We start from the raw sequence: 19062 nt of genomic DNA, 5'->3' as shown, positions 1-19062 counted from the left end.
ATCAAAGCGCAAATATACCAAATACTGTGTTTTAAGGTAAACTTACGCACTTATTTTTTTTGATTGTTGAATGCGAGTATCGGAACGTGACCCAAAAAGACACCATTTTTGCTAATGCCTCACCTAAAGTTGAAGATTTTAACTTTGATGAAGCCGTAGCCGATGTTTTTCCCGATATGATCAATCGTTCAGTTCCTGGTTATGCCGATATCATTCGTGCTGCTGGACGTATAGCGCAGCGTTTTGTCACCAAGCAATCTAAGGTATACGATATTGGCTGTTCTTTAGGTGCTACCAGTTTATCTATTAGCAGAGCATTGCCCGCTAATCATTGTGAAATTACCGCAATAGACACGGCCCAAGCTATGGTAGACCGCTGTAAGCGTATCGTTGCGCAATATGCCCTACCCAACGCTATTAATGTACTCAATGCCGATGCAAACAACTTATCGATAACTAATGCCTCTTTGGTGTGTATGAACTTTGTTCTTCAGTTCATTCCTCGAGAAAAAAGACAAACATTGGTCAATAATATTGCTGCGGGATTGAACTCTGGAGGTGTCTTTATGTTGTCTGAAAAAATTCAATCAAGCTCAGAGTTAAGTAACCAGTTGCTTATTGAATTACATCACGACTACAAACGAGACAATGGCTATAGCGAATTGGAAATTGCACAAAAAAGAGCTGCATTAGAAAATGTCATGCTAACCGATACATTAAAAACCCATGAAGAGCGTCTACTGAGTGCAGGGTTTAGCCAGGTCACTGTGTGGTATCAGCATTATAATTTTGTCTCATTATTGGCGGTAAAGTAACAATGAAATGGTTTAGTGATTGCTATAAAGAATTAATAGGTACTGAGTTAGAGCCTTGGCTAGAAACCTTACCCGCCCAGCTGAGTCAATGGGAAAAAGACAAAAAACACGGCGACTTCGCAAAGTGGGTTAAATTACTTTCCAAACTTCCCCAAACCCAACCCAGCACAGTTGATTTAAAAGACTCAGTTACCGCTGGAACAGCGGCTGATATTGAAGCCTATACACAAAAGCAAATTGAAGGTTTGCTACGCCAGTTTATGCCTTGGCGTAAAGGCCCTTTTTCCATTCATGGAATACATATCGACACTGAGTGGCGTTCAGATTGGAAATGGGACCGGTTATCCGAGCATATTGCTAGCTTAGAAAACAAAACCGTATTAGATATTGGATGTGGTAGTGGTTACCACATGTGGCGCATGTTAGGCGCTGGCGCTAAAACCGTAGTGGGTATCGACCCCACGCAGCTTTTCTTAATTCAATTTCAGGCGATTAAGCACTTCATTCAAGATAAACCTATACACCTACTTCCCGTTGGTATTGAAGACATGCCGAAATTAAATGCCTTCGACACCGTATTTACCATGGGTGTGCTTTATCATCGCAAAGACGCATTAACCTTTTTAACTCAAGTGTTTAATCAACTAAAGCCGGGTGGCGAACTCGTATTAGAAACCCTTGTGGTTGACGGTGATGAAAATACTGTATTACTTGCGTCAGACCGCTATGCCCAAATGCGCAATGTTTGGTTTTTCCCTAGCACCAAAGCATTATTATTTTGGTTAGAGCGACTAGGCTTCGTAAATTGTCGCTGTGTTGACGAAAGCATTACTTCTATAGAAGAACAAAGGGCAACATCTTGGATGGACACGCAATCATTGGTGGATTTCTTAGATCCCGAAGATCACAGTAAAACCATTGAAGGCTACCCTGCTCCCAAACGCGCAGTGATTATTGCCAATAAAAAAGGCTAATACCAAACTCGTTTTATATAAACCCGTATATTGGCATGATAGTTGTTATTTATTTTTACTATACTGAGTGTAAATCTAAGTAATAACAGGTGATCAATGTCAATAGACGCGTTCTTGAAAGCACATAAACTGCCTGAGAGCTACAAGCAATCCGCACAAAAATGGTTCACGCCATTAGTGAACAAAATTGGTGAGCACCAAAAAGGTGCAAATGAGCCATTTATTCTCGGCATACAAGGTTGCCAAGGTTCTGGTAAATCCACCCTAGCTGATTATGTATGCCATGAATTAAAAAACCATTTTAAGTTAAATGTAGTGGTCTGCTCATTAGATGACTTTTACTTGTCACAACAGCAACGTGGTAATTTAGCTAAGACTGTCCATCCTCTACTCCAAACAAGAGGTGTTCCCGGTACTCACGATACCCAACTGCTTGAACAGGTACTACTACATATAAACCAGCCAAACACACTTACACCATTAAAAATTCCAAGATTCGATAAATCCACCGACAACCCTGAACCTCGAAACAAATGGCCAGTTATAAGTATGCCAGTAGACGTGTTTATTCTTGAAGGATGGTGTTGGGGAATTCCAAGTCAAGATGACGATAAATTAACAGAGCCAGTGAATGATTTAGAGAGAAATAACGACGACAAAGGCATTTGGCGAAAGTACGTTAATAAAAACTTAAAAGATTCTTACGAACCCCTCTATGGACTTGTTAATGAATGGGTTATGCTTAAAGCGCCTTCGTTTGAGCAAGTTGCAACTTGGCGTGAAGAACAAGAGCAGAAACTCCGTGCAAAACAAACCGACAACTCAAGTAATAGTGTAATGTCGCCTGCTCAAGTCATCGACTTTATTGCTTATTTCAAACGGCTAACGGAGCATGCATTAAAGGTGATGCCAGCCCGAAGTCACTGGGTATATGAACTGGGCCAATCACGAGAAATAGTGAGCTGCACGTTAGCAAATGGAGAATGCCTTTGAGCACAATAGCACCAGAGTCGATTATTTATACTGACATGGATGGAACCTTACTTGACCACGACACTTATTCAATTGACCCCGCTAAAGCACTATTAGAAAAGCTCCAAGTCAATGGGATCCCTGTTATTCCTAACACAAGTAAAACCTTTGCAGAGTTACTCTCGTTACGCAAAAAACATAATTTAACAGGCCCTTTTATTGTCGAAAACGGCGCTGCTGTGTATATACCCCACGGTTTTTTACCAAAAAAACCTGCAGGCGCTTTATGGTCAGATGGCTATTGGTGTAAATCGTTTTCATCGTCCCGTTCTCACTGGTTACAACTCGTTGAAGGCATGTCAAAGCGTTTTAATGGAAAATACGTCGGCTTTAGTAAAATGTCATTAGATGACATTGCTGATGCTACAGGATTAGCGTTAGACGATGCAAAGTTATCATCGCAACGTCAATACGGAGAACCTGTATTATTTACCGGAAATGACGAGGAAAAAGCCGATTTTATCTCTGGCTTAAAAATAAGAGGTGCGACTATTTTAGAAGGCGGCCGCTTTATTCATGTGTGCGGTAACGTAAATAAAGGCATGGCGATGAATTGGTTAACTGATATTGTTAAATCTCAATTTAACTTACCGGCTTCACCACGAAAAATTGCCTTGGGCGACAGCGGAAATGATATCGCTATGCTACAAGAAGCTGACATAGGTATTCGCATACGTACTCATGTAAAACCACCACCTGATATCCCTAACGCAAAGGGCGAGATAATAACAAGTACAAAAGTTGGGCCAGAAGGATGGTCTGAAACACTTTCTACATTATTTACTTTTTCATAATAGGACACAAACATGGCTGATTTTCATCAAAATGGTCTGGTAACTACTCTTCATAATTTGGCCAATCGACCATTAGAGGCACTTGAAGCAGACTTAGTTCGTTTTTCGCAAAAACGCCCGATGGCGTTAATTTTGCCTTCGTTGTTTTCAGAACTTGAAGGCCCAGCCTTAAGCAATATTCTAGACCATATTAAAGACGTTCCCTACCTCAACGAAATTGTTATTGGGTTAGACCGAGCAAACGAAGATCAATACCGTTATGCATTGGATTTTTTCTCACGTTTGCCTCAGCATCACAGAATTTTATGGAATGAAGGTCCCCGTTTACAAGCTATTGATAAAGAACTAAAAGACTTAGGCTTGGCACCTAAAGAATTAGGTAAAGGCCGAAACGTTTGGTACTGTATGGGCTACACCCTTGCATCAAACCGTTCCGAGTCCGTTGCTCTGCACGATTGTGATATTCTCACTTATGACAGAGAACTGCTCGCCCGCTTAATTTACCCTGTTGCGCACCCCCAATTTAACTATGAATTCTGCAAAGGATTTTATGCTCGAGTTGCCAATGGAAAAATTAATGGTCGAGTTTCTCGTTTACTTGTTACACCACTTATTCGCGCATTAAAAGCAACTGTTGGAAACAGTGAATACTTAGAGTTTATGGATAGTTTCCGTTACCCGCTAGCTGGCGAGTTCTCTTTCCGCCAAGACGTACTGAATGACATTCGCATTCCCAGTGACTGGGGACTAGAAATTGGCGTGTTATCTGAGATGCATAGAAACTATTCTAATAACCGTTTATGTCAGGCCGATATTGCTGAAACCTATGATCACAAACATCAAGATTTGTCGTTCAACAATGATCAAGGTGGTTTGTCGAAAATGTCTATTGATATCACTAAGGCATTAATTCGAAAACTGGCAACTCAAGGCACAACCTTTAATACTGAAACCTTTAGAACCATTAAAGCCACCTATTTTCGCATTGCATTAGATTTCATTGAAACCTATCACAACGATGCGGTTATGAATGGTCTGACATTAGATATCCATTCAGAAGAAAAAGCGGTGGAAATGTTTGCTAGCAATATAATGAAAGCAGGTCAGAGCTTCTTAGATAATCCGATGGAAACACCGTTTATACCAAGTTGGAACCGTGTCACCAGTGCAATGCCAGACGTATTAGAGCGCATTAAAGACGCAGTAGAAGAAGATACAAAAGAATTTATGGGGTAGTAATGTCTACATATTCCTTTTTAAAAGAAAAAGTTAAACATCATCTGGATTTAATTTACGCTGATGTTGATTTACCGCTATCTCACCAAGCGCTGGCAGATTCCTTGTTAGACGTGATGAGATTGCACAGCGACGACGATGTAAAAGTGCGCTCACCTTTTTGTAATTACTGGGATGAAGAAGACATCATCATGATCACTTATGGTGATAGTGTATTACAAGAAAACCAACCGCCATTAAAAACGCTGCAAAAATTTGTGAAGACCTATTGTAGGAATACAATAAACAAGGTGCATATTTTACCGTTTTTTCCTTACAGTTCGGATGATGGGTTTTCGGTCATCGATTACTCTTCTGTGAATGAATCATTAGGTGATTGGAAAGACATAGAAGATCTCGCCGAAGATTATGGGCTGATGTTCGATTTAGTCATTAACCACTGCTCGTCTCGCAGTGTTTGGTTTGATAACTTCATTAAGCAAGAAGGCATTGGTAAAGACTTTTTCTTTACTGCTTCGCCCGATGATGATGTTAGCGGTGTGACTCGGCCTCGTACTTCACCACTGCTTAGGGAAACAGAAACGGCAAACGGCACCCAGCATGTATGGTGTACCTTTAGCCACGACCAAGTAGATTTCGATTTTAGAAACCCTAATGTACTGATTGCATTCACGTCAATTATTCGAGAATACTTAGATCACGGTGCTAAACTATTTCGTTTAGATGCCGTCGCGTTTTTATGGAAAATTCTAGGTACAAACTGCATTAACTTACCGCAAACGCACGAAGTTATTCGTATGTTCCGCACCTTAATTGAACACGTTGATCCAAACGTTATCATTATCACAGAAACAAATATTCCAAACCGCGAAAACCTAACGTATTTTGGTAATGCGAACGAAGCCCACGCCATTTATAACTTTTCGTTACCTCCACTGTTGGTCAATACGTTATTAACAGGCTGTAGTAAGCATTTAGGCAGTTGGATGATGACCATGCCTCCTGCTAGAAATGGCACAACCTATTTTAACTTTATTGCGTCTCATGACGGTATTGGTTTACGTCCTGTGGAAGGTTTGTTAGACGACAATGAGTTATCTCAGCTAGTTGAGGCAATGGCTTCATACGGTGGTAAAGTGTCATGGCGTACTTCCGACATTGGAACGAAGAAGCCTTATGAAATCAATATTACGCTATTTGATGCTATGTCCGGTACAGTTGAAGGGCGCGATAAATGGCAAATCGACAGGTTTATCTGTGCTCATGCCATTATGCTGGGTTTAGAGGGTATTCCGGGTATTTATATTCACAGCTTGATTGGTACCCCCAATGATTTAGAGCGGGTAGAAAATACAGGTCAAAATCGTTCAATTAACCGTAGGCGTTGGGATTTCGATGAACTTGCAGAGAATTTAGATTCTCCTCATTCTCATCACCACAAAGTGCTGACCCGTTTGTCTCAGTTAATCCGAGTGAGAAAAGCACAACCCGCATTTCATCCTAATGCAACTCAGTTCACATTGCGCTTAGACTATAAGTTATTTGGTTTTTGGCGTCAGAGTATCGACAGAAGCCAAAGTATCTTCTGTATTAGTAATGTCACCGATAAGGATTACGAACTCACCTTGTCAGACATTAACTTAATCGTCACCGATGATTGGGTTGATTTAATTACTCAACTTCCTGTTTGCACTCACACAAACTTGTTGAAATTAGCGCCTTATCAAACAGTATGGTTAAGTAACAAAAACGAGATTGCCGATATACTTTAATTGGCGATTTAATAGCGTTTGGAGCATAATGCGACAAACGCTATTATTTTTTCAATAAGGTATTTATCTTTGTCTGCTTGGCTTTCTTTAGAAGACGCGATTGAACAAGCGTCATCACATATCCAACCCATAGTAAAAACTGAAACGATTTCATTAGTTCAGGCCCATGGACGCATCATTGCAAAATCCATAGTGTCCCCTGTTGATGTTCCACCTTGGAATAACTCAGCAATGGATGGGTATGCGATTAAGCTTAGCGGTAATGAAAGCAGTAATACAAGGCAAGTATCGCAAACTATCTACGCAGGCAGTAAAGAACACCAAACTGTTACCGACAATCAGTGTGCAAGAATAATGACGGGAGCTCCCATGCCTTCCGGAGCCGATACCGTTGTCATGCAAGAAAACGTTATTCGTACAGAGGATTCAATTGAATTTACTCAACCTCCAGTACTCGGAGAGAATATTCGTCCTAAGTCAGGAGATATCGCATTAGGGGATGAACTGGTTGCTATTGGTCATCAGATATTACCCCAAGACATTATGCTGATGTCATCTATCGGCTTGGCAAATATCGAGGTTTATAAAAAACCCAAAGTAGCCGTTATTGCCACAGGTGATGAACTTGCAGAGCCTGGCACAGAGCGCGGCGATCACCAAATATTTGAAAGCCATAGAGGCGGACTTGCCGCCAAACTTGAAGCCTTAGGTTGTGACGTAACCGACGCCGGCTTAGTAAAAGACGACAAAGACACCATTGTGAATGTCTTTACCTCTCTGTCGCAAACCCATGACATGGTGATATCCAGTGGTGGTGTGTCCGTAGGAGATGCCGATTGGGTTAAACCCGCATTGTCATCGTTAGGCAGCTTGCATTTATGGAAAGTCGCCATCAAACCCGGTAAGCCTTTTGCGTTTGGTCAATTTGGTCACTGTTACTTTTGTGGCTTACCCGGTAACCCTGTATCGGCATTTGTCACTTTTGATCAAATCGTTACTCCCTTACTTGGTGTACTCAAAAATCAAGCTATCAATTCAAAGCCACTCACTCTAAAAGCGACCCTCACCTCGCCATTTAAGCGCAGAGCTGGTAGAAAAGAATTTGCACGGGGTGTTTACCGTCAAAATGAAAATGGCCAATTAGAAGTATCATTATTGAAAAAACAAGGCTCGTCAGTAATGACCTCTCTGACTAACGCAAATTGTTATGTGATTATTCCTATTGAATCTGAGTCTCTTAGTAGTGGTGCAAGTGTTGATATTCAGCCCTTCTCGCTAACATGATCCGCACTGAGGCCAAAGCCTTAGTCGCTTTAGCTTGGCCTTTGCTAATAGCTCAACTCACACAGATATTTATGGGTGTGAGCGACACCATAATGGCCGGTCAATATAACGCCACAGATATGGCAGGCGTAGCTGTGGGTTTTAGTTTTGTGCACCCAGCTCAAATTTTTATTCAAGGGTTGGCACTGGCTCTTCCCCCTATCATATCGAGATTACAAGGTGCTAAAAAGGACAAAGACATAGCAAACGCTACTCAACAGGTGGGTTATGTGCTTTTTTCTGTCATGCTCGTTTTCTTCTGCACTTTGCCTTTTTTAGAGTCACTCATCGCACTGGTTCCTATGTCTGAGGAATTGAGGCCGATTACTTCCCAATACGTGTTCTATCTTTATTTGTCGCTACCTGGTTTTGCCCTTTATCAGTGGTTAAGAAATTATGCTGAAGGTTTGGGCTTAACTAAGCCAACAATGATGATCACACTTATTGGTTTGTGTATTAATATTCTTGCCAATTACATTCTAATATACGGCAAATTTGGATTGCCTGAAATGGGAGGTTCAGGTTGTGGTTTAGCCACTTGTGCCGTTTTTTACGGTATGCTTTTAGCCAATTTAATGTATGTGTTAAATGCAAAAAAACTCAAACCGTTTGCTTTGTTTCAACAATGGCATCGCCCCCATTTAGCCACCATGTTTTCCAGCTTTACCTTAGGTTTTCCCATCGCCCTTACCCTATTGTTTGAAGTCAGCTTGTTTGCCTTGGTTGCCATTTTACTGGCCCCATTGGGTACTGTTTCTGTTGCAGCTCATCAAATTGCATTAAATATATCAGCGATGTTTTTCATGTTTCCATTAAGCCTAGGAATGGCAGTAGCAATACGCATTAGCTACAGGTTAGGACAAGGAGATCACTTAGCAGCAAAACATGCAGCACAATCGGCCTTACTCATAGGAATAACCGTTGCATTACTCACTGCCCTTATCACAGTTTTTGGAAGGCACTTTATTACTCATGCCTACACTGAAGATCCAGCGGTGTTAAGCTTAGCCGCGTCATTGTTGATATTAGGCGCTGTATTTCAATTTTCAGATGCAATACAAGCAATATCAGCCAACTCTTTAAGGGGGTACAAAGATACAACCGCAATGTTTGTGATTACCTTTATTTCGTATTGGCTTATCGGCTTGCCTATTGGTATTGTGCTTGCGAAAACAAGCTGGTTAACCTCTGAACCTTTGGCCGCAAGTGGCTTTTGGATTGGGTTTATTGCAGGTTTAAGCAGTGCTGCTGTAATGCTAGGGTTTAGGCTTCATCACACCCAACGTAAAGCACTTTCACCTCCTGTTCATTAATTGCACACCCAGCATCGTAACACTAGATTAAAATGCTAAATATCGATACAAACAGGCAATTAAACTCATTTTTTAGTAAATCAATTTCAAACGACGCCTTGTTAACTATACTTTTTATTTATACCAACCAAATTATAAAAAGATTTATTCTCATTCTTATTATCATTACACAATCATAAGTTAAATGTAGGCTCAATCATGTTCTCCAAATTTTCGCAAATAAGATTAGCTCATCAGCTATCTATCGGTTTTAGTTTTGTCCTTATTCTCCTTTTAGCCATCAGCTCGATTGCGTATTTGTCTCTCCAGCGAGCCACGGATGAATTTTCTGAATACCGGGAAATGGCAAGAGACTCAAACCTTTCAGGACAACTTCAATCATCAATGCTGATGGTGCGAATGAATGTAAAAGATTTTTTAATTACCAATAGCGAAAAAGATAAACTGCAATTTAAAAAATATTGGGATGAAACCCAAAATTTATTAGCAGAAGAGCTAAAGGAAATTAATGCACCTCATCGAGCTGTAATTATTGAAAAAGTCGATACTAGTTTAAAAACTTACAAAAAGGCGTTTGAAGACATTGTAGGGCTAATTGCACAGCGCCATGAATTAGTCACTAACAAAATGGATAAAGTGGGACCTACGATAGAAAAAAATCTTACTGCAATTTTATATTCCACAAAAGAAGACAATGATGTTAATGCTGCATATCAAGCGTCTTTGTCAATTCGTAACTTACTATTGGTAAGGTTATACGCAGGAAAATTTCTAAATACAAACAACGAACAAGATTCCCTTCGTGTTAATGCAGAACTGCAGCAATTAAAACAAAATTTAAGTAAATTGGACAATGAGCTTCAAAATCCCGAAAGGCGCCAATTACTATCATCAGTTACCTTAGATGTCGATACCTATTCCAATTCATTCAACAGCGTTGTAAACGTTATTAATAAACGAAACGACATTATTAATAATACTCTTGACCAGATTGGACCTGATGTTGCCGATAAAATTGAACTAGTAAAATTAGATATAAAGAAAACTCAAGATACACTTGGCCCAGCATTGGTTGCCAAAAACAAGAGTTCTCTTACCGTTATTATCTTTATATCTGTAGTGTCGGTGTTTTTTGGATTTTTCGTATCAATATTTATTACAAAATCTATTTTAACTCAGATGGGAGGGGAACTCTCTGAAGTTATAAAAATCACAAAAACAGTTGCTGAGGGTAACCTAGATATTAAATTAGATAGCGTTTCAAAAAATTCTGATAGCTTATTTTTCGCCATAAAACAGATGGTAAGCGAATTAAAAGAAAAAACGCGATTAGCCAGTAGCATATCAAAAGGCGATTTAACTCAAACTATCAAATTGGCATCAAACAAAGATACCCTAGGGACAGCTTTACAAACCATGTCCAAAAATTTAAATGGCATTATAAGTAAAGTCCGTAAATCTAGCGACGAAATAAATTTAGGTAGCAATAAGGTACTTGAGCATAGCCATGCTCTTGATATTGGCACGGTAAATCAAGCTGCATCCGTGACACAAATATCAACATCGCTAGAAACATTAACATGTCAGACGAATGAAAATTTAGAGACCGCAATAGGCGCTAGTGAGTTAGCAAACGATGCTCAACTTTCAGCAGAACAGGGAAAGCAAAAAATGTCACTGCTAATATCAGCTATGGAGGATATTGATAATGCAGGTAAAAGTATTTCAGGTTTCGTTAATACAATCGATGAAATAGCTGCTCAAACCAACTTACTTGCACTCAATGCTGCAATAGAAGCAGCAAGAGCAGGTACAAATGGAAGAGGGTTTGCAGTTGTAGCCGATGAAGTAAGAAATTTAGCTGCAAGAAGCACAAATGCAGCTTCCGAGACTAAAAAACTGGTTGATACCTCTTCTGAAAAAACAGTTATTGGTAGAAGTGTTGTAACTGAAACCAATCTCGTTTTATCAGATATTTTTGAAAAAATATCTGATACTGCAAAATTGATTAATAATATTGCACAAGCAAGTGAAGAACAATCCATCGGCGTTTCTCAAATCAGTGATGCCGTAGTTGAAGTAGACAAGGTTATAAATGAAAATGTTAACGTGTCCCAAAATAGTTCTGAGCAAGCCAAGACATTATCCGAATTATCTAAGGAACTAGAAGATTTTCTTAAGCAATTCAAAATAGCATAGCATCTTGTTCAAGCTCACTTGGGAGCCTCCCCTGTTTGTTTTCGCTCCCAAAATGAGTATTGCAATACAATTGTCTAAACGCAAAAGGTGTTTCACTTTTGCATTTAGACATTCACCTTATAAGTTAAATCTGCGACTTCATCACCTGTCATACCTCGAAAACCCCATTGGTAGGTTTCTTGTTCTTTAATGGTGATTTCTATGTCTATGGGAGCAATATCGAGTTGTCGTTCTATTTCAATGAAAAGTGTTTTGATTAACCTTTTTTGAGTATCGGGCTGGCGGCCTTTCATTAAGTTAATTTCTATTACAGTGTATGCGTTTGTGCGCCCGCCGGGGTAATAAAAATCTGATTTATCTAGAGCAATAAAGCGGTGAGCACGTTTGTCTTCTGGCATCCCCAAAACACGCCCCATAGTTTCATGAATAACATCAGACAACCTTGCTTTAATACCATTAAGGTGGGTATCTATTCCATAAATAACAATCATGTTCTTCCTGTCTATTTTACATTATTTAGGTGCTAATCCCTTACCTAGCGTTCATAAAGCGATTCTATAGTACTTGACGCTAAAGAGTGGGCATTAATCAAATACCCTACTAACGCACCTGAAGGGCCATTTGGCAGGTCTAATTTTTTCGATAATGCATGAATGGTAAATTGATATCGATGTACACCATGGCCTTCGGACGGACATGCTCCGCCAAAAGCCGCAGTTCCATAATCATTGCTAATTTGTACACTTCCCTTAGGAATAAGACTGTTGTCAGCACTACCCGCTCCGGTGGGCAACATTGTGGTATCAGCGGGAATATTAACCAACTGCCAATGCCACCAGCCACTTCCTGTGGGTGCATCTGGATCAAATGCGATAACGGCAAATGCCTTTGTTCCCTCGGGAGCATCCGTCCATGATAATTGTGGAGATAGGTTATCACCACTACACCCAAAGCCTTGGAATTCTTGAGCTTTACTCATAAATTCACCTTGAGATATATCGGCACTTTTTAAAGAAAACGTATCAGCAAGAGTACTTGCACTTAAAAGAGTAAACGAACCGCATAACACACAGGTTTTAAGTAAATTATTCATTGGCGTACTCCTGTTAGTCAAAATTGAAAATCACATATTTAAGGGATATTTGAAATCTGATAATGTCTTTCTACATTTTTCGTCACACTGCCCCAATGAGACAATTTTACCCTTTTTTGATGATGTTCAAAGGCTGCTTGATCAATAAATTCCTCATGAACACTAAATTTATACGGGTTAGCTGAATCTTGTACAACTTCAAATTTCTCACAGCCTATTTCTTGACGTGTTAACGCTTTATGAAGCACTAAGGCGTCTTTGACAATTTCAAAATCCTCAATAGGAACTAGGATAAACCCTTTAAGTGTGACCATAGCTGATTTATTCCAATTTATTCTCTATTTTAATTTTGCAAATATATGATTGTTATAAAACTCGCCATCTTTAAAAATGCCTTTTTCCAATACGGCTTCTTGCTTAAACCCTTGTTTCAATAGTAGTTGCATGGACCCAGTATTCGCTGAAAACACAGACGCAAAAACACGTACTATTTCTGTATGTTCAAATGTATAGTCCAGTAGCTGAGAAATGGCTTCAGTCGCAATGCCTTTTCTCCAATAATCAGCTGCCAACCAGTAGCCTAATTCTCCAGATTTACTGTATTCAAACAGACCTCGATTTACACCGATGCAGCCAACCAGCTCACCGTTATACAAAATTCCTTTAATTAAATCTCCTTTACTTCCCTCGTTAACCCACCAGCTAGCGTCTTGTTCCGTATAGGGAGTTGGTATTTTGCTCGATAGGTATTGTGTAACAGCCGTATTGTTTAGAATCTTTACCAATATAGGTATATCTTCGTCGTCAAAATCTCTCAGTGAAACCATTACTTGTTATTTCCCTTTGAAGTAGATAAGTCATTTCGGCGACGTTAATTATGATAATTGACTCTAAATTCATATTCGATGATTATCAACCTTTTTACTTTCATAGGGTTAGCATCAACGAATACAAATTTAGAACTACTAAGCAGTTTGTTTTACATATTTATTATTAGCCTAAAATACACGTCGTTATCGTTTTCATTGTCAAACGTCCATATCCACTGTGCATTTGAATTTTCGTCAAATCCATTGACTCGTGACAGCCAAGGCTCGACACCGTATTGTCCGTAACTTGTGGCAAAATCCCAGTCGCTGTCATCAAAGTTAGCTTCTGTCCAACCTGCTTGCCCTTGGTTAGAGACACGCCAATGGCTTCCACTGGTTTCTATTTGCCCTTGTATATTGAGTTGTGCAATTAGAGCCGCAACGCCACCTTCATCTTGCGCACTAACAGCCAGTACATTTTCCCCCGCTAATAGCTCAAGTGTATACTGACTACTTTCAAACCAGTCGTCATCAGTACCTATCAATACGCCGTTAAAATAGACCTGTTCTTTGTTATCAACACTAATGGTTAGCTCAGCAGTGGCCACTATTTCATTTGATTTAGCAATATCAAGGGTAAATACGCGAGAGTCCATGTCATTATTTGCATCAGTAACTTGCACTTCAAACACGCTTGTTTCCTCAATTTGAGGAACACCCTCAATCTCACCTAATTCGTTTAATTCAAGACCTTCAGGTAAATTGCCGGAAATGATGCTCCAACTAAACGGTGCAGTCCCCTCGTCTACGACAAGAGTTTCACTGTAAGAAACATTTACTTCACCACTGGGCAAATCTTGTGTTGCTATATTAGGTGCAATTGAGTCTGGTACAACGCCATTTTCTATTACCAATCTAAAATACACTTCATCGTGATTATTGTTGTCTGATGACCAAATCCAATGCGCTTGTGAATTAGAAGCTAGCCCATCAACTCTAGACAGCCAAGGCGCTACGCCATATTCTCCGTAGCTAGTTGCAAAACGCCAATCACTGTCGTCAAAACCACCTTCATTCCACCCCTGCTCTTCTACAGTAGATAGCTTCCATTGGTCATCACTTATGATAGTTTCACCTTGTACATTAAGCTGCGCGATTAGTGCGGCTACGCCGCTTTCATCTTCAGCTTTAACCGCCAGAACATTCGTTCCTGGTACTAAATTCAATGCATAATGGCTAGCCTCGGACCATGTATCATCGGCTCCTAATAATACGCCGTTAAAGTACACCTCTTCTTTATTGTCGACACTAATTACGAGATCTGCGCTAATTAAAACTGTATTCGGTGCTTCCACTACAATGGTAAATTCAGCAACATCAATTTGGTCATTACTGTCAGCAACTTGCACCTCAAACACGGCAACCTCTTCTTTTATCGGGGTTCCGGTTATTTCACCTGAAGCATCCAACACTAAGCCTTCAGGCAAAGCGCCATTCACTAAGCTCCAACGATAAGGCCCTTCCCCGTCCTCCGCAGAGAGTATTTCGCTATATGGAAGGTTCGCTTCACCGGTTGCCAATTCTGAATTAATGATTTCCGGGCTTGGTAATTCCAACTCAGCCCCATTTTCAATTACCAATCTAAAAAACACTTCGTTGTGGTTTAAGTTATCTGACGACCATATCCACTGAGCGTTTGAATCATCATCTACCCCGTTGACTCTCGATAACCAAGGCTCAACACCATATTGACCATAACTAGTTGCAAAATCCCAACCACTGTCATCAAAGCTCGCGTCTTGCCATCCTGATTCTTCCGTAGTGGAGATTTTCCAATGCGTACCACTTACCTCAATAAGCCCTTGAATATTAAGTTCAGCAATTAATGCAGCGATACCATCCACATCTGTAGCATGAATTGCAAACACATTATTACCTGGTGCTAAATCAGCAACATAAGTCCGGCTTTCAGACCAGTTGGTGCTGCTCCCCATCAAAACACCATTGAAATAAACAGCCTCTTCATTGTCTGCGCTCACGACAATAGAAACATCATGAGCACCTTCTGATGAGTCAAAACCACTAAGTTGCTTGTATGCCTCATTTACGTTAATGCTGGGAACACTGTGTCCTTTAGAAGACACTATAGTTCCCGTATCTGAAAGAGCGTTGAGAATATTGTCTAAGCTTTCATTCGGAACAGATGATTTCAACAGCGCCACTGCGCCAGCGAGATGAGGCGACGCCATAGACGTTCCTTGCTTTGTTCCAAAGTTGTTGTTTGGGGTAGATGAAACCGTTCCAGCGCCAGGAGCAAGAAAATCAAGATAAGAAGCAGAGTTACTAAAGGATTGAACATTATTGCTAGTATTGACCGCACCAACACTAATCACCCCGGAAAGACACGCAGGGGAATTAAGCCCGTTAGAGTAACTATTATTTCCAGAAGCGGCAACCACGGCAATACCCGCTTCATTTAGGTTTGAAATCGCAGCTAAATATGCTCCATTACTCGCATCACACTCCTCCGCAGAATCATAGTTACCATAGCCTAAGCTCAAATTTACTGCAGCGATATCATAGGAATTCCTAAGTTCATACACTCGCTCTAGGCCTTCAATAATATCTGAATCAAAAGCTAATGCACATGCACCTGAACGCCCACAATAAGTAAAACCTTCCAATCGAGAAAAAACTTGAATAGCGATGATGTCTGCGCCTTTTGCAACCCCAGAAATCGAACTTCCTATTCCTGCAGCGATACCGGCAACATGAGTTCCATGATCACAACCATTTACAGAACAATGACGTCCTGAGTCTACGCCAGTATCTACCGTCACGCCACCTGCACACATAGACGTTGCATCGAACGAAGAAATGTTAGAAGAAAAACACGCTTCTGATACAATTTTTCCCGAGAAAAAATCATGGGTATTATCTACACCAGTATCAATAATAGCCACAGTTTGCCCTTCACCGGTAAAGCCTTGTGCCCACACACTATCTGCTTGTATAAAAGATGTCGTATTATTCAGGCTCACTTCATTTAAATGATCTATTTGAATTGATTCTACCAAATCATTTTCAGCCATTTTATTAAGCATAGAATTATCAATGGTCATTGCCATATAGGGAATGGTTTTAAAATACTTAACTCCCTTCGCATCGACCATTAAAGGGTCAGACATGATTTTTGTCTTTGACGCCTGTATATTTTCAACGGCTGTATCTGATGAAACAAACCTTTGGCTTTTTTCACTGCCTTTTGAAACGTCTTGTTTGATCTTTATAATCACAGGAACAAAGTTAGAGTGTAAAAATTGTTTTTTAAATTCGGCCTTATCTTTTTCTATCACTTTATTAGAAGGGATCTTTGTTTCTGAGCTGTGTGCCTTTAGCGAGATAGTACATGAAAGAGTAATTATTAAGATACTTATGTAATTGTGTATGCGAGCGTACTTCATGATGTTATTCTCCGGATTGCTGCGTTAACACTGCGCTAATTTCATTTCTCGTCTATTACAAAAGTATCGCAGCTAACTAATACAGCTTAGCCCTCACCTAATATTCCTAGATTATGTTTTTAAATACCTAGTTATCCCTAGCAATTACCACTGCATGGTATACTTACCCTGTTCTGTCTGTTGATAGACGCTATAATTAGAATTCACTTATAAACACATAAAGAGGAAATAACCTTAATGAGTAAGGAGTTAGAGGTTCAAGGACTTACTTTATATCACTTTAGTGCATGTATGTTTTGTATAAAGGTGCGTTTTTTCCTTTGGCGTAAAGGAATTAAAGTATCTCAAAAAGATATCTTAATTCATCCTCAATACGCACAAGAGCTAATAGCTGGTGGAGGGAAAAAGCAAGTTCCCTGTTTAAGAATAGAAAGTGAAAATACCGTGCAGTGGTTATATGAATCAACCGATATTATTAACTATTTTAAAAGCAAATTAAAAAATGGATAGTGAATGCTACTCGCTGTTCGAAGTGTAATCTAAGCCCTCTCTTGCTGGAACTAGCAATGCTGGATCTAACCTGACATTTCGCCAATTAATACGCCAGTCTAAATGTGGCCCAGTGGCTCTTCCTGTTTCTCCGATTTCGCCAATTTTATCACCTTGTTTGATAACATCTCCCACAGAAACACTTAACTTGCTTAAATGTAAAAATGTGGAAAAGACTCCCATTCCATGGTCAATAATGATGGTTCCTCCAGAGTAATATAAATCAGCATGAGCTAAAGTGACCTTGCCTTCTGCTGGAGCGACCACAGGAGTTCCAGTAGGTGCCGCAACATCAACCCCGAAATGAGGCCAACTAGGTTTTCCATTAAGTACTCTTTGACTACCATAAACACCACTGATTGGCCCAACAGAAGGCCAAATAAACTCTTGCTTAAAACCGTTTAAACTGGAGACTTCAGATCGCGCTTTGCGAACAATGACAGCATCGTTTCTTATTCTTTCGCTTACAGAAACAGGTGGGGTGACTTTACTTTGTTCTAGCCCATCAATACGCTGAATACGGTATTCTCTAACCTCAGGTGTTAACCTAATCAAGGTTTCTTTGTTATCTTTTACCACCACTAAGGTAACAGCTTTGGTCGTATCTCTTGAAAAACCAAAAACAAAATCTCCGTCCTTTGATACGGGGATAGATTTTCCATCATGACTAATACTAGAGCCCGCCTCTACTTTTCCTCGTAACAAGCTGCCTTGTATGGATTGGCCTCGAATGGCTTCACCACTTTGAATTTCGCTTGCGAAAGCATGGCTACAAGCAGTGATAAAAAATATCAATACGGGTATCAATTTAGTCATGTTAATTACCTACCATTGCACCTTTACCCACCCCTTCGTAGGCGACAACGCGAAATTGATCATCTGGGTATTGCTCGCATTGCTGTTCATAAATAAATTGCGCCAAACACTCCACTGTAGAATCTGTAGAAATGACTTCACAGGCACTCGCTGGCAATACTATTTCAAACCAACCTTGAGAAGCTTCATAGGCAAAACAAACATAGTCTGATTCAGGTACTGCAAATTGCATGGTTAAAGACGAAGGCGGCAGTGCGTCGTCTTGTGATGCTACATAGATATCTTGCCACCGCTGTGCCCACTGCTTTTCACTTTGCTCGCAATGAGCTCCATTTCGGTAAATATCAATCTTTGAACGGTGACCATGAGCAATACGCTGACAATTTCCATCGTGCTTTTTAAGACCATGGGTATAGTGGTAATAAGGCGTATTAATCACTTCATTACGCAGCGAAAGGTGTAAACCATTGACATTCTCAGGCAAATGAGTGGCAATGACTTCTTTTAAATACGCGCCTACAGACGCCATGGTAATGCTATCTGAATAAATAAAGGCATATGCGTCATCTGGACAAAACAAAGCGAAGGTCTGCTTGTTTTCAGTGTTAAAGACTACTTCGACTCGGTCATTGTCATCACGGCGTAAATGGGTATCTTTGTATTCAACTGGAACTAGCAATTTATGATCGACATAACCGTCGATTAAGCGTTTTAGATTCTTTTTTACCAAAGAAAAATCTTCAATCATACTTTCATCGTTAAGAGCACCATCAAGTACCACATCAACAATCCAGCTTTCGCCTACCATTCCTCGTTTAGGACAAAGGTAAGAGAAGTCCATTACCGTTAAATCATTTACAAAAAGTTGCATAG

Annotated in this window: 17 protein-coding genes; 10 read left to right on the top strand and 7 right to left on the bottom strand. The window is 40.1% G+C overall.

Features of this window, described 5'->3' with window-relative positions:
- Window positions 1-86 precede the first annotated feature (86 nt).
- The 9 genes from cmoA to J3L16_RS07625 all read left to right on the top strand — a co-directional run bounded on the left by cmoA (window position 87) and on the right by J3L16_RS07625 (window position 11458).
- Window positions 87-815 carry a carboxy-S-adenosyl-L-methionine synthase CmoA gene (cmoA, locus tag J3L16_RS07665; RefSeq protein WP_207612307.1) on the top strand — a complete coding sequence of 243 codons (729 nt, stop codon included), beginning with the start codon at window positions 87-89 and terminating at the stop codon, window positions 813-815.
- Between the two features lie 2 nt (window positions 816-817).
- Window positions 818-1789 carry a tRNA 5-methoxyuridine(34)/uridine 5-oxyacetic acid(34) synthase CmoB gene (gene cmoB / locus J3L16_RS07660; protein WP_207612306.1) on the top strand — a complete coding sequence of 324 codons (972 nt, stop codon included), beginning with the start codon at window positions 818-820 and terminating at the stop codon, window positions 1787-1789.
- 96 nt (window positions 1790-1885) lie between these two features.
- Window positions 1886-2782 (top strand): kinase, encoded by an 897-nt coding sequence (locus J3L16_RS07655; protein WP_207612305.1) that lies wholly within the window; start codon window positions 1886-1888, stop codon window positions 2780-2782.
- Window positions 2779-3615 carry an HAD-IIB family hydrolase gene (locus tag J3L16_RS07650; protein ID WP_242698727.1) on the top strand — a complete coding sequence of 279 codons (837 nt, stop codon included), beginning with the start codon at window positions 2779-2781 and terminating at the stop codon, window positions 3613-3615. Before J3L16_RS07655 ends, J3L16_RS07650 begins: the two co-directional genes overlap by 4 nt.
- Window positions 3616-3627: 12 nt before the next feature.
- Window positions 3628-4851 (top strand): glycosyl transferase, encoded by a 1224-nt coding sequence (locus tag J3L16_RS07645; RefSeq protein WP_207612303.1) that lies wholly within the window; start codon window positions 3628-3630, stop codon window positions 4849-4851.
- A 2-nt stretch (window positions 4852-4853) separates the two neighbouring features.
- The gene (locus tag J3L16_RS07640; RefSeq protein WP_207612302.1) at window positions 4854-6623 is read left to right on the top strand and encodes a sugar phosphorylase; all 1770 of its coding nucleotides are present in this window, start codon (window positions 4854-4856) and stop codon (window positions 6621-6623) included.
- 69 nt (window positions 6624-6692) lie between these two features.
- Complete coding sequence (glp, locus tag J3L16_RS07635; RefSeq protein ID WP_207612301.1) at window positions 6693-7907, top strand: gephyrin-like molybdotransferase Glp; 1215 nt, start codon at window positions 6693-6695, stop codon at window positions 7905-7907.
- Entirely contained in the window at window positions 7904-9259 is a 1356-nt protein-coding gene (locus J3L16_RS07630; protein WP_207612300.1) for an MATE family efflux transporter, read from the top strand. Before glp ends, J3L16_RS07630 begins: the two co-directional genes overlap by 4 nt.
- Window positions 9260-9457: 198 nt before the next feature.
- On the top strand, window positions 9458-11458 hold the full coding sequence (locus J3L16_RS07625) for a methyl-accepting chemotaxis protein (RefSeq protein WP_207612299.1): 2001 nt from the start codon (window positions 9458-9460) through the stop codon (window positions 11456-11458).
- A gap of 104 nt (window positions 11459-11562) precedes the next feature.
- Here J3L16_RS07625 and J3L16_RS07620 read toward each other — a convergent pair whose 3' ends face one another.
- From J3L16_RS07620 to J3L16_RS07600, 5 genes are all read right to left on the bottom strand, one after another.
- Window positions 11563-11949 (bottom strand): tautomerase family protein, encoded by a 387-nt coding sequence (locus J3L16_RS07620; RefSeq protein ID WP_207612298.1) that lies wholly within the window; start codon window positions 11947-11949, stop codon window positions 11563-11565.
- 44 nt (window positions 11950-11993) lie between these two features.
- Complete coding sequence (locus J3L16_RS07615; protein WP_207612297.1) at window positions 11994-12551, bottom strand: YbhB/YbcL family Raf kinase inhibitor-like protein; 558 nt, start codon at window positions 12549-12551, stop codon at window positions 11994-11996.
- A 38-nt stretch (window positions 12552-12589) separates the two neighbouring features.
- Window positions 12590-12865 (bottom strand): antibiotic biosynthesis monooxygenase, encoded by a 276-nt coding sequence (locus J3L16_RS07610; protein WP_207612296.1) that lies wholly within the window; start codon window positions 12863-12865, stop codon window positions 12590-12592.
- A gap of 24 nt (window positions 12866-12889) precedes the next feature.
- Window positions 12890-13378 (bottom strand): GNAT family protein, encoded by a 489-nt coding sequence (locus tag J3L16_RS07605; RefSeq protein ID WP_207612295.1) that lies wholly within the window; start codon window positions 13376-13378, stop codon window positions 12890-12892.
- Window positions 13379-13530: 152 nt separating this feature from the next.
- The gene (locus J3L16_RS07600) at window positions 13531-16656 is read right to left on the bottom strand and encodes a S8 family serine peptidase (protein WP_207612294.1); all 3126 of its coding nucleotides are present in this window, start codon (window positions 16654-16656) and stop codon (window positions 13531-13533) included.
- Window positions 16657-17061: 405 nt separating this feature from the next.
- Here J3L16_RS07600 and J3L16_RS07595 point away from each other — a divergent pair, with 405 nt between their 5' ends.
- Complete coding sequence (locus J3L16_RS07595; RefSeq protein WP_207612293.1) at window positions 17062-17334, top strand: glutathione S-transferase N-terminal domain-containing protein; 273 nt, start codon at window positions 17062-17064, stop codon at window positions 17332-17334.
- Between the two features lie 6 nt (window positions 17335-17340).
- On the opposite strand, the gene J3L16_RS07590 is transcribed toward J3L16_RS07595, so the two are convergent.
- Both J3L16_RS07590 and J3L16_RS07585 read right to left on the bottom strand, forming a co-directional pair.
- Window positions 17341-18189, bottom strand: a complete 849-nt coding sequence (locus tag J3L16_RS07590; protein WP_207612292.1) for a M23 family metallopeptidase — start codon at window positions 18187-18189, stop codon at window positions 17341-17343.
- Between the two features lies 1 nt (window position 18190).
- Window positions 18191-19060: a 6-carboxytetrahydropterin synthase gene (locus J3L16_RS07585; RefSeq protein WP_207612291.1), complete on the bottom strand. Its 870-nt coding sequence runs from the start codon at window positions 19058-19060 to the stop codon at window positions 18191-18193.
- Window positions 19061-19062 lie beyond the last annotated feature (2 nt).

Origin of the sequence: Alteromonas sp. 5E99-2, assembly GCF_017368475.1 — a bacterium.
GTDB lineage: Bacteria > Pseudomonadota > Gammaproteobacteria > Enterobacterales > Alteromonadaceae > Alteromonas_F.
This window is presented reverse-complemented; position numbering and strand designations above follow the sequence as displayed.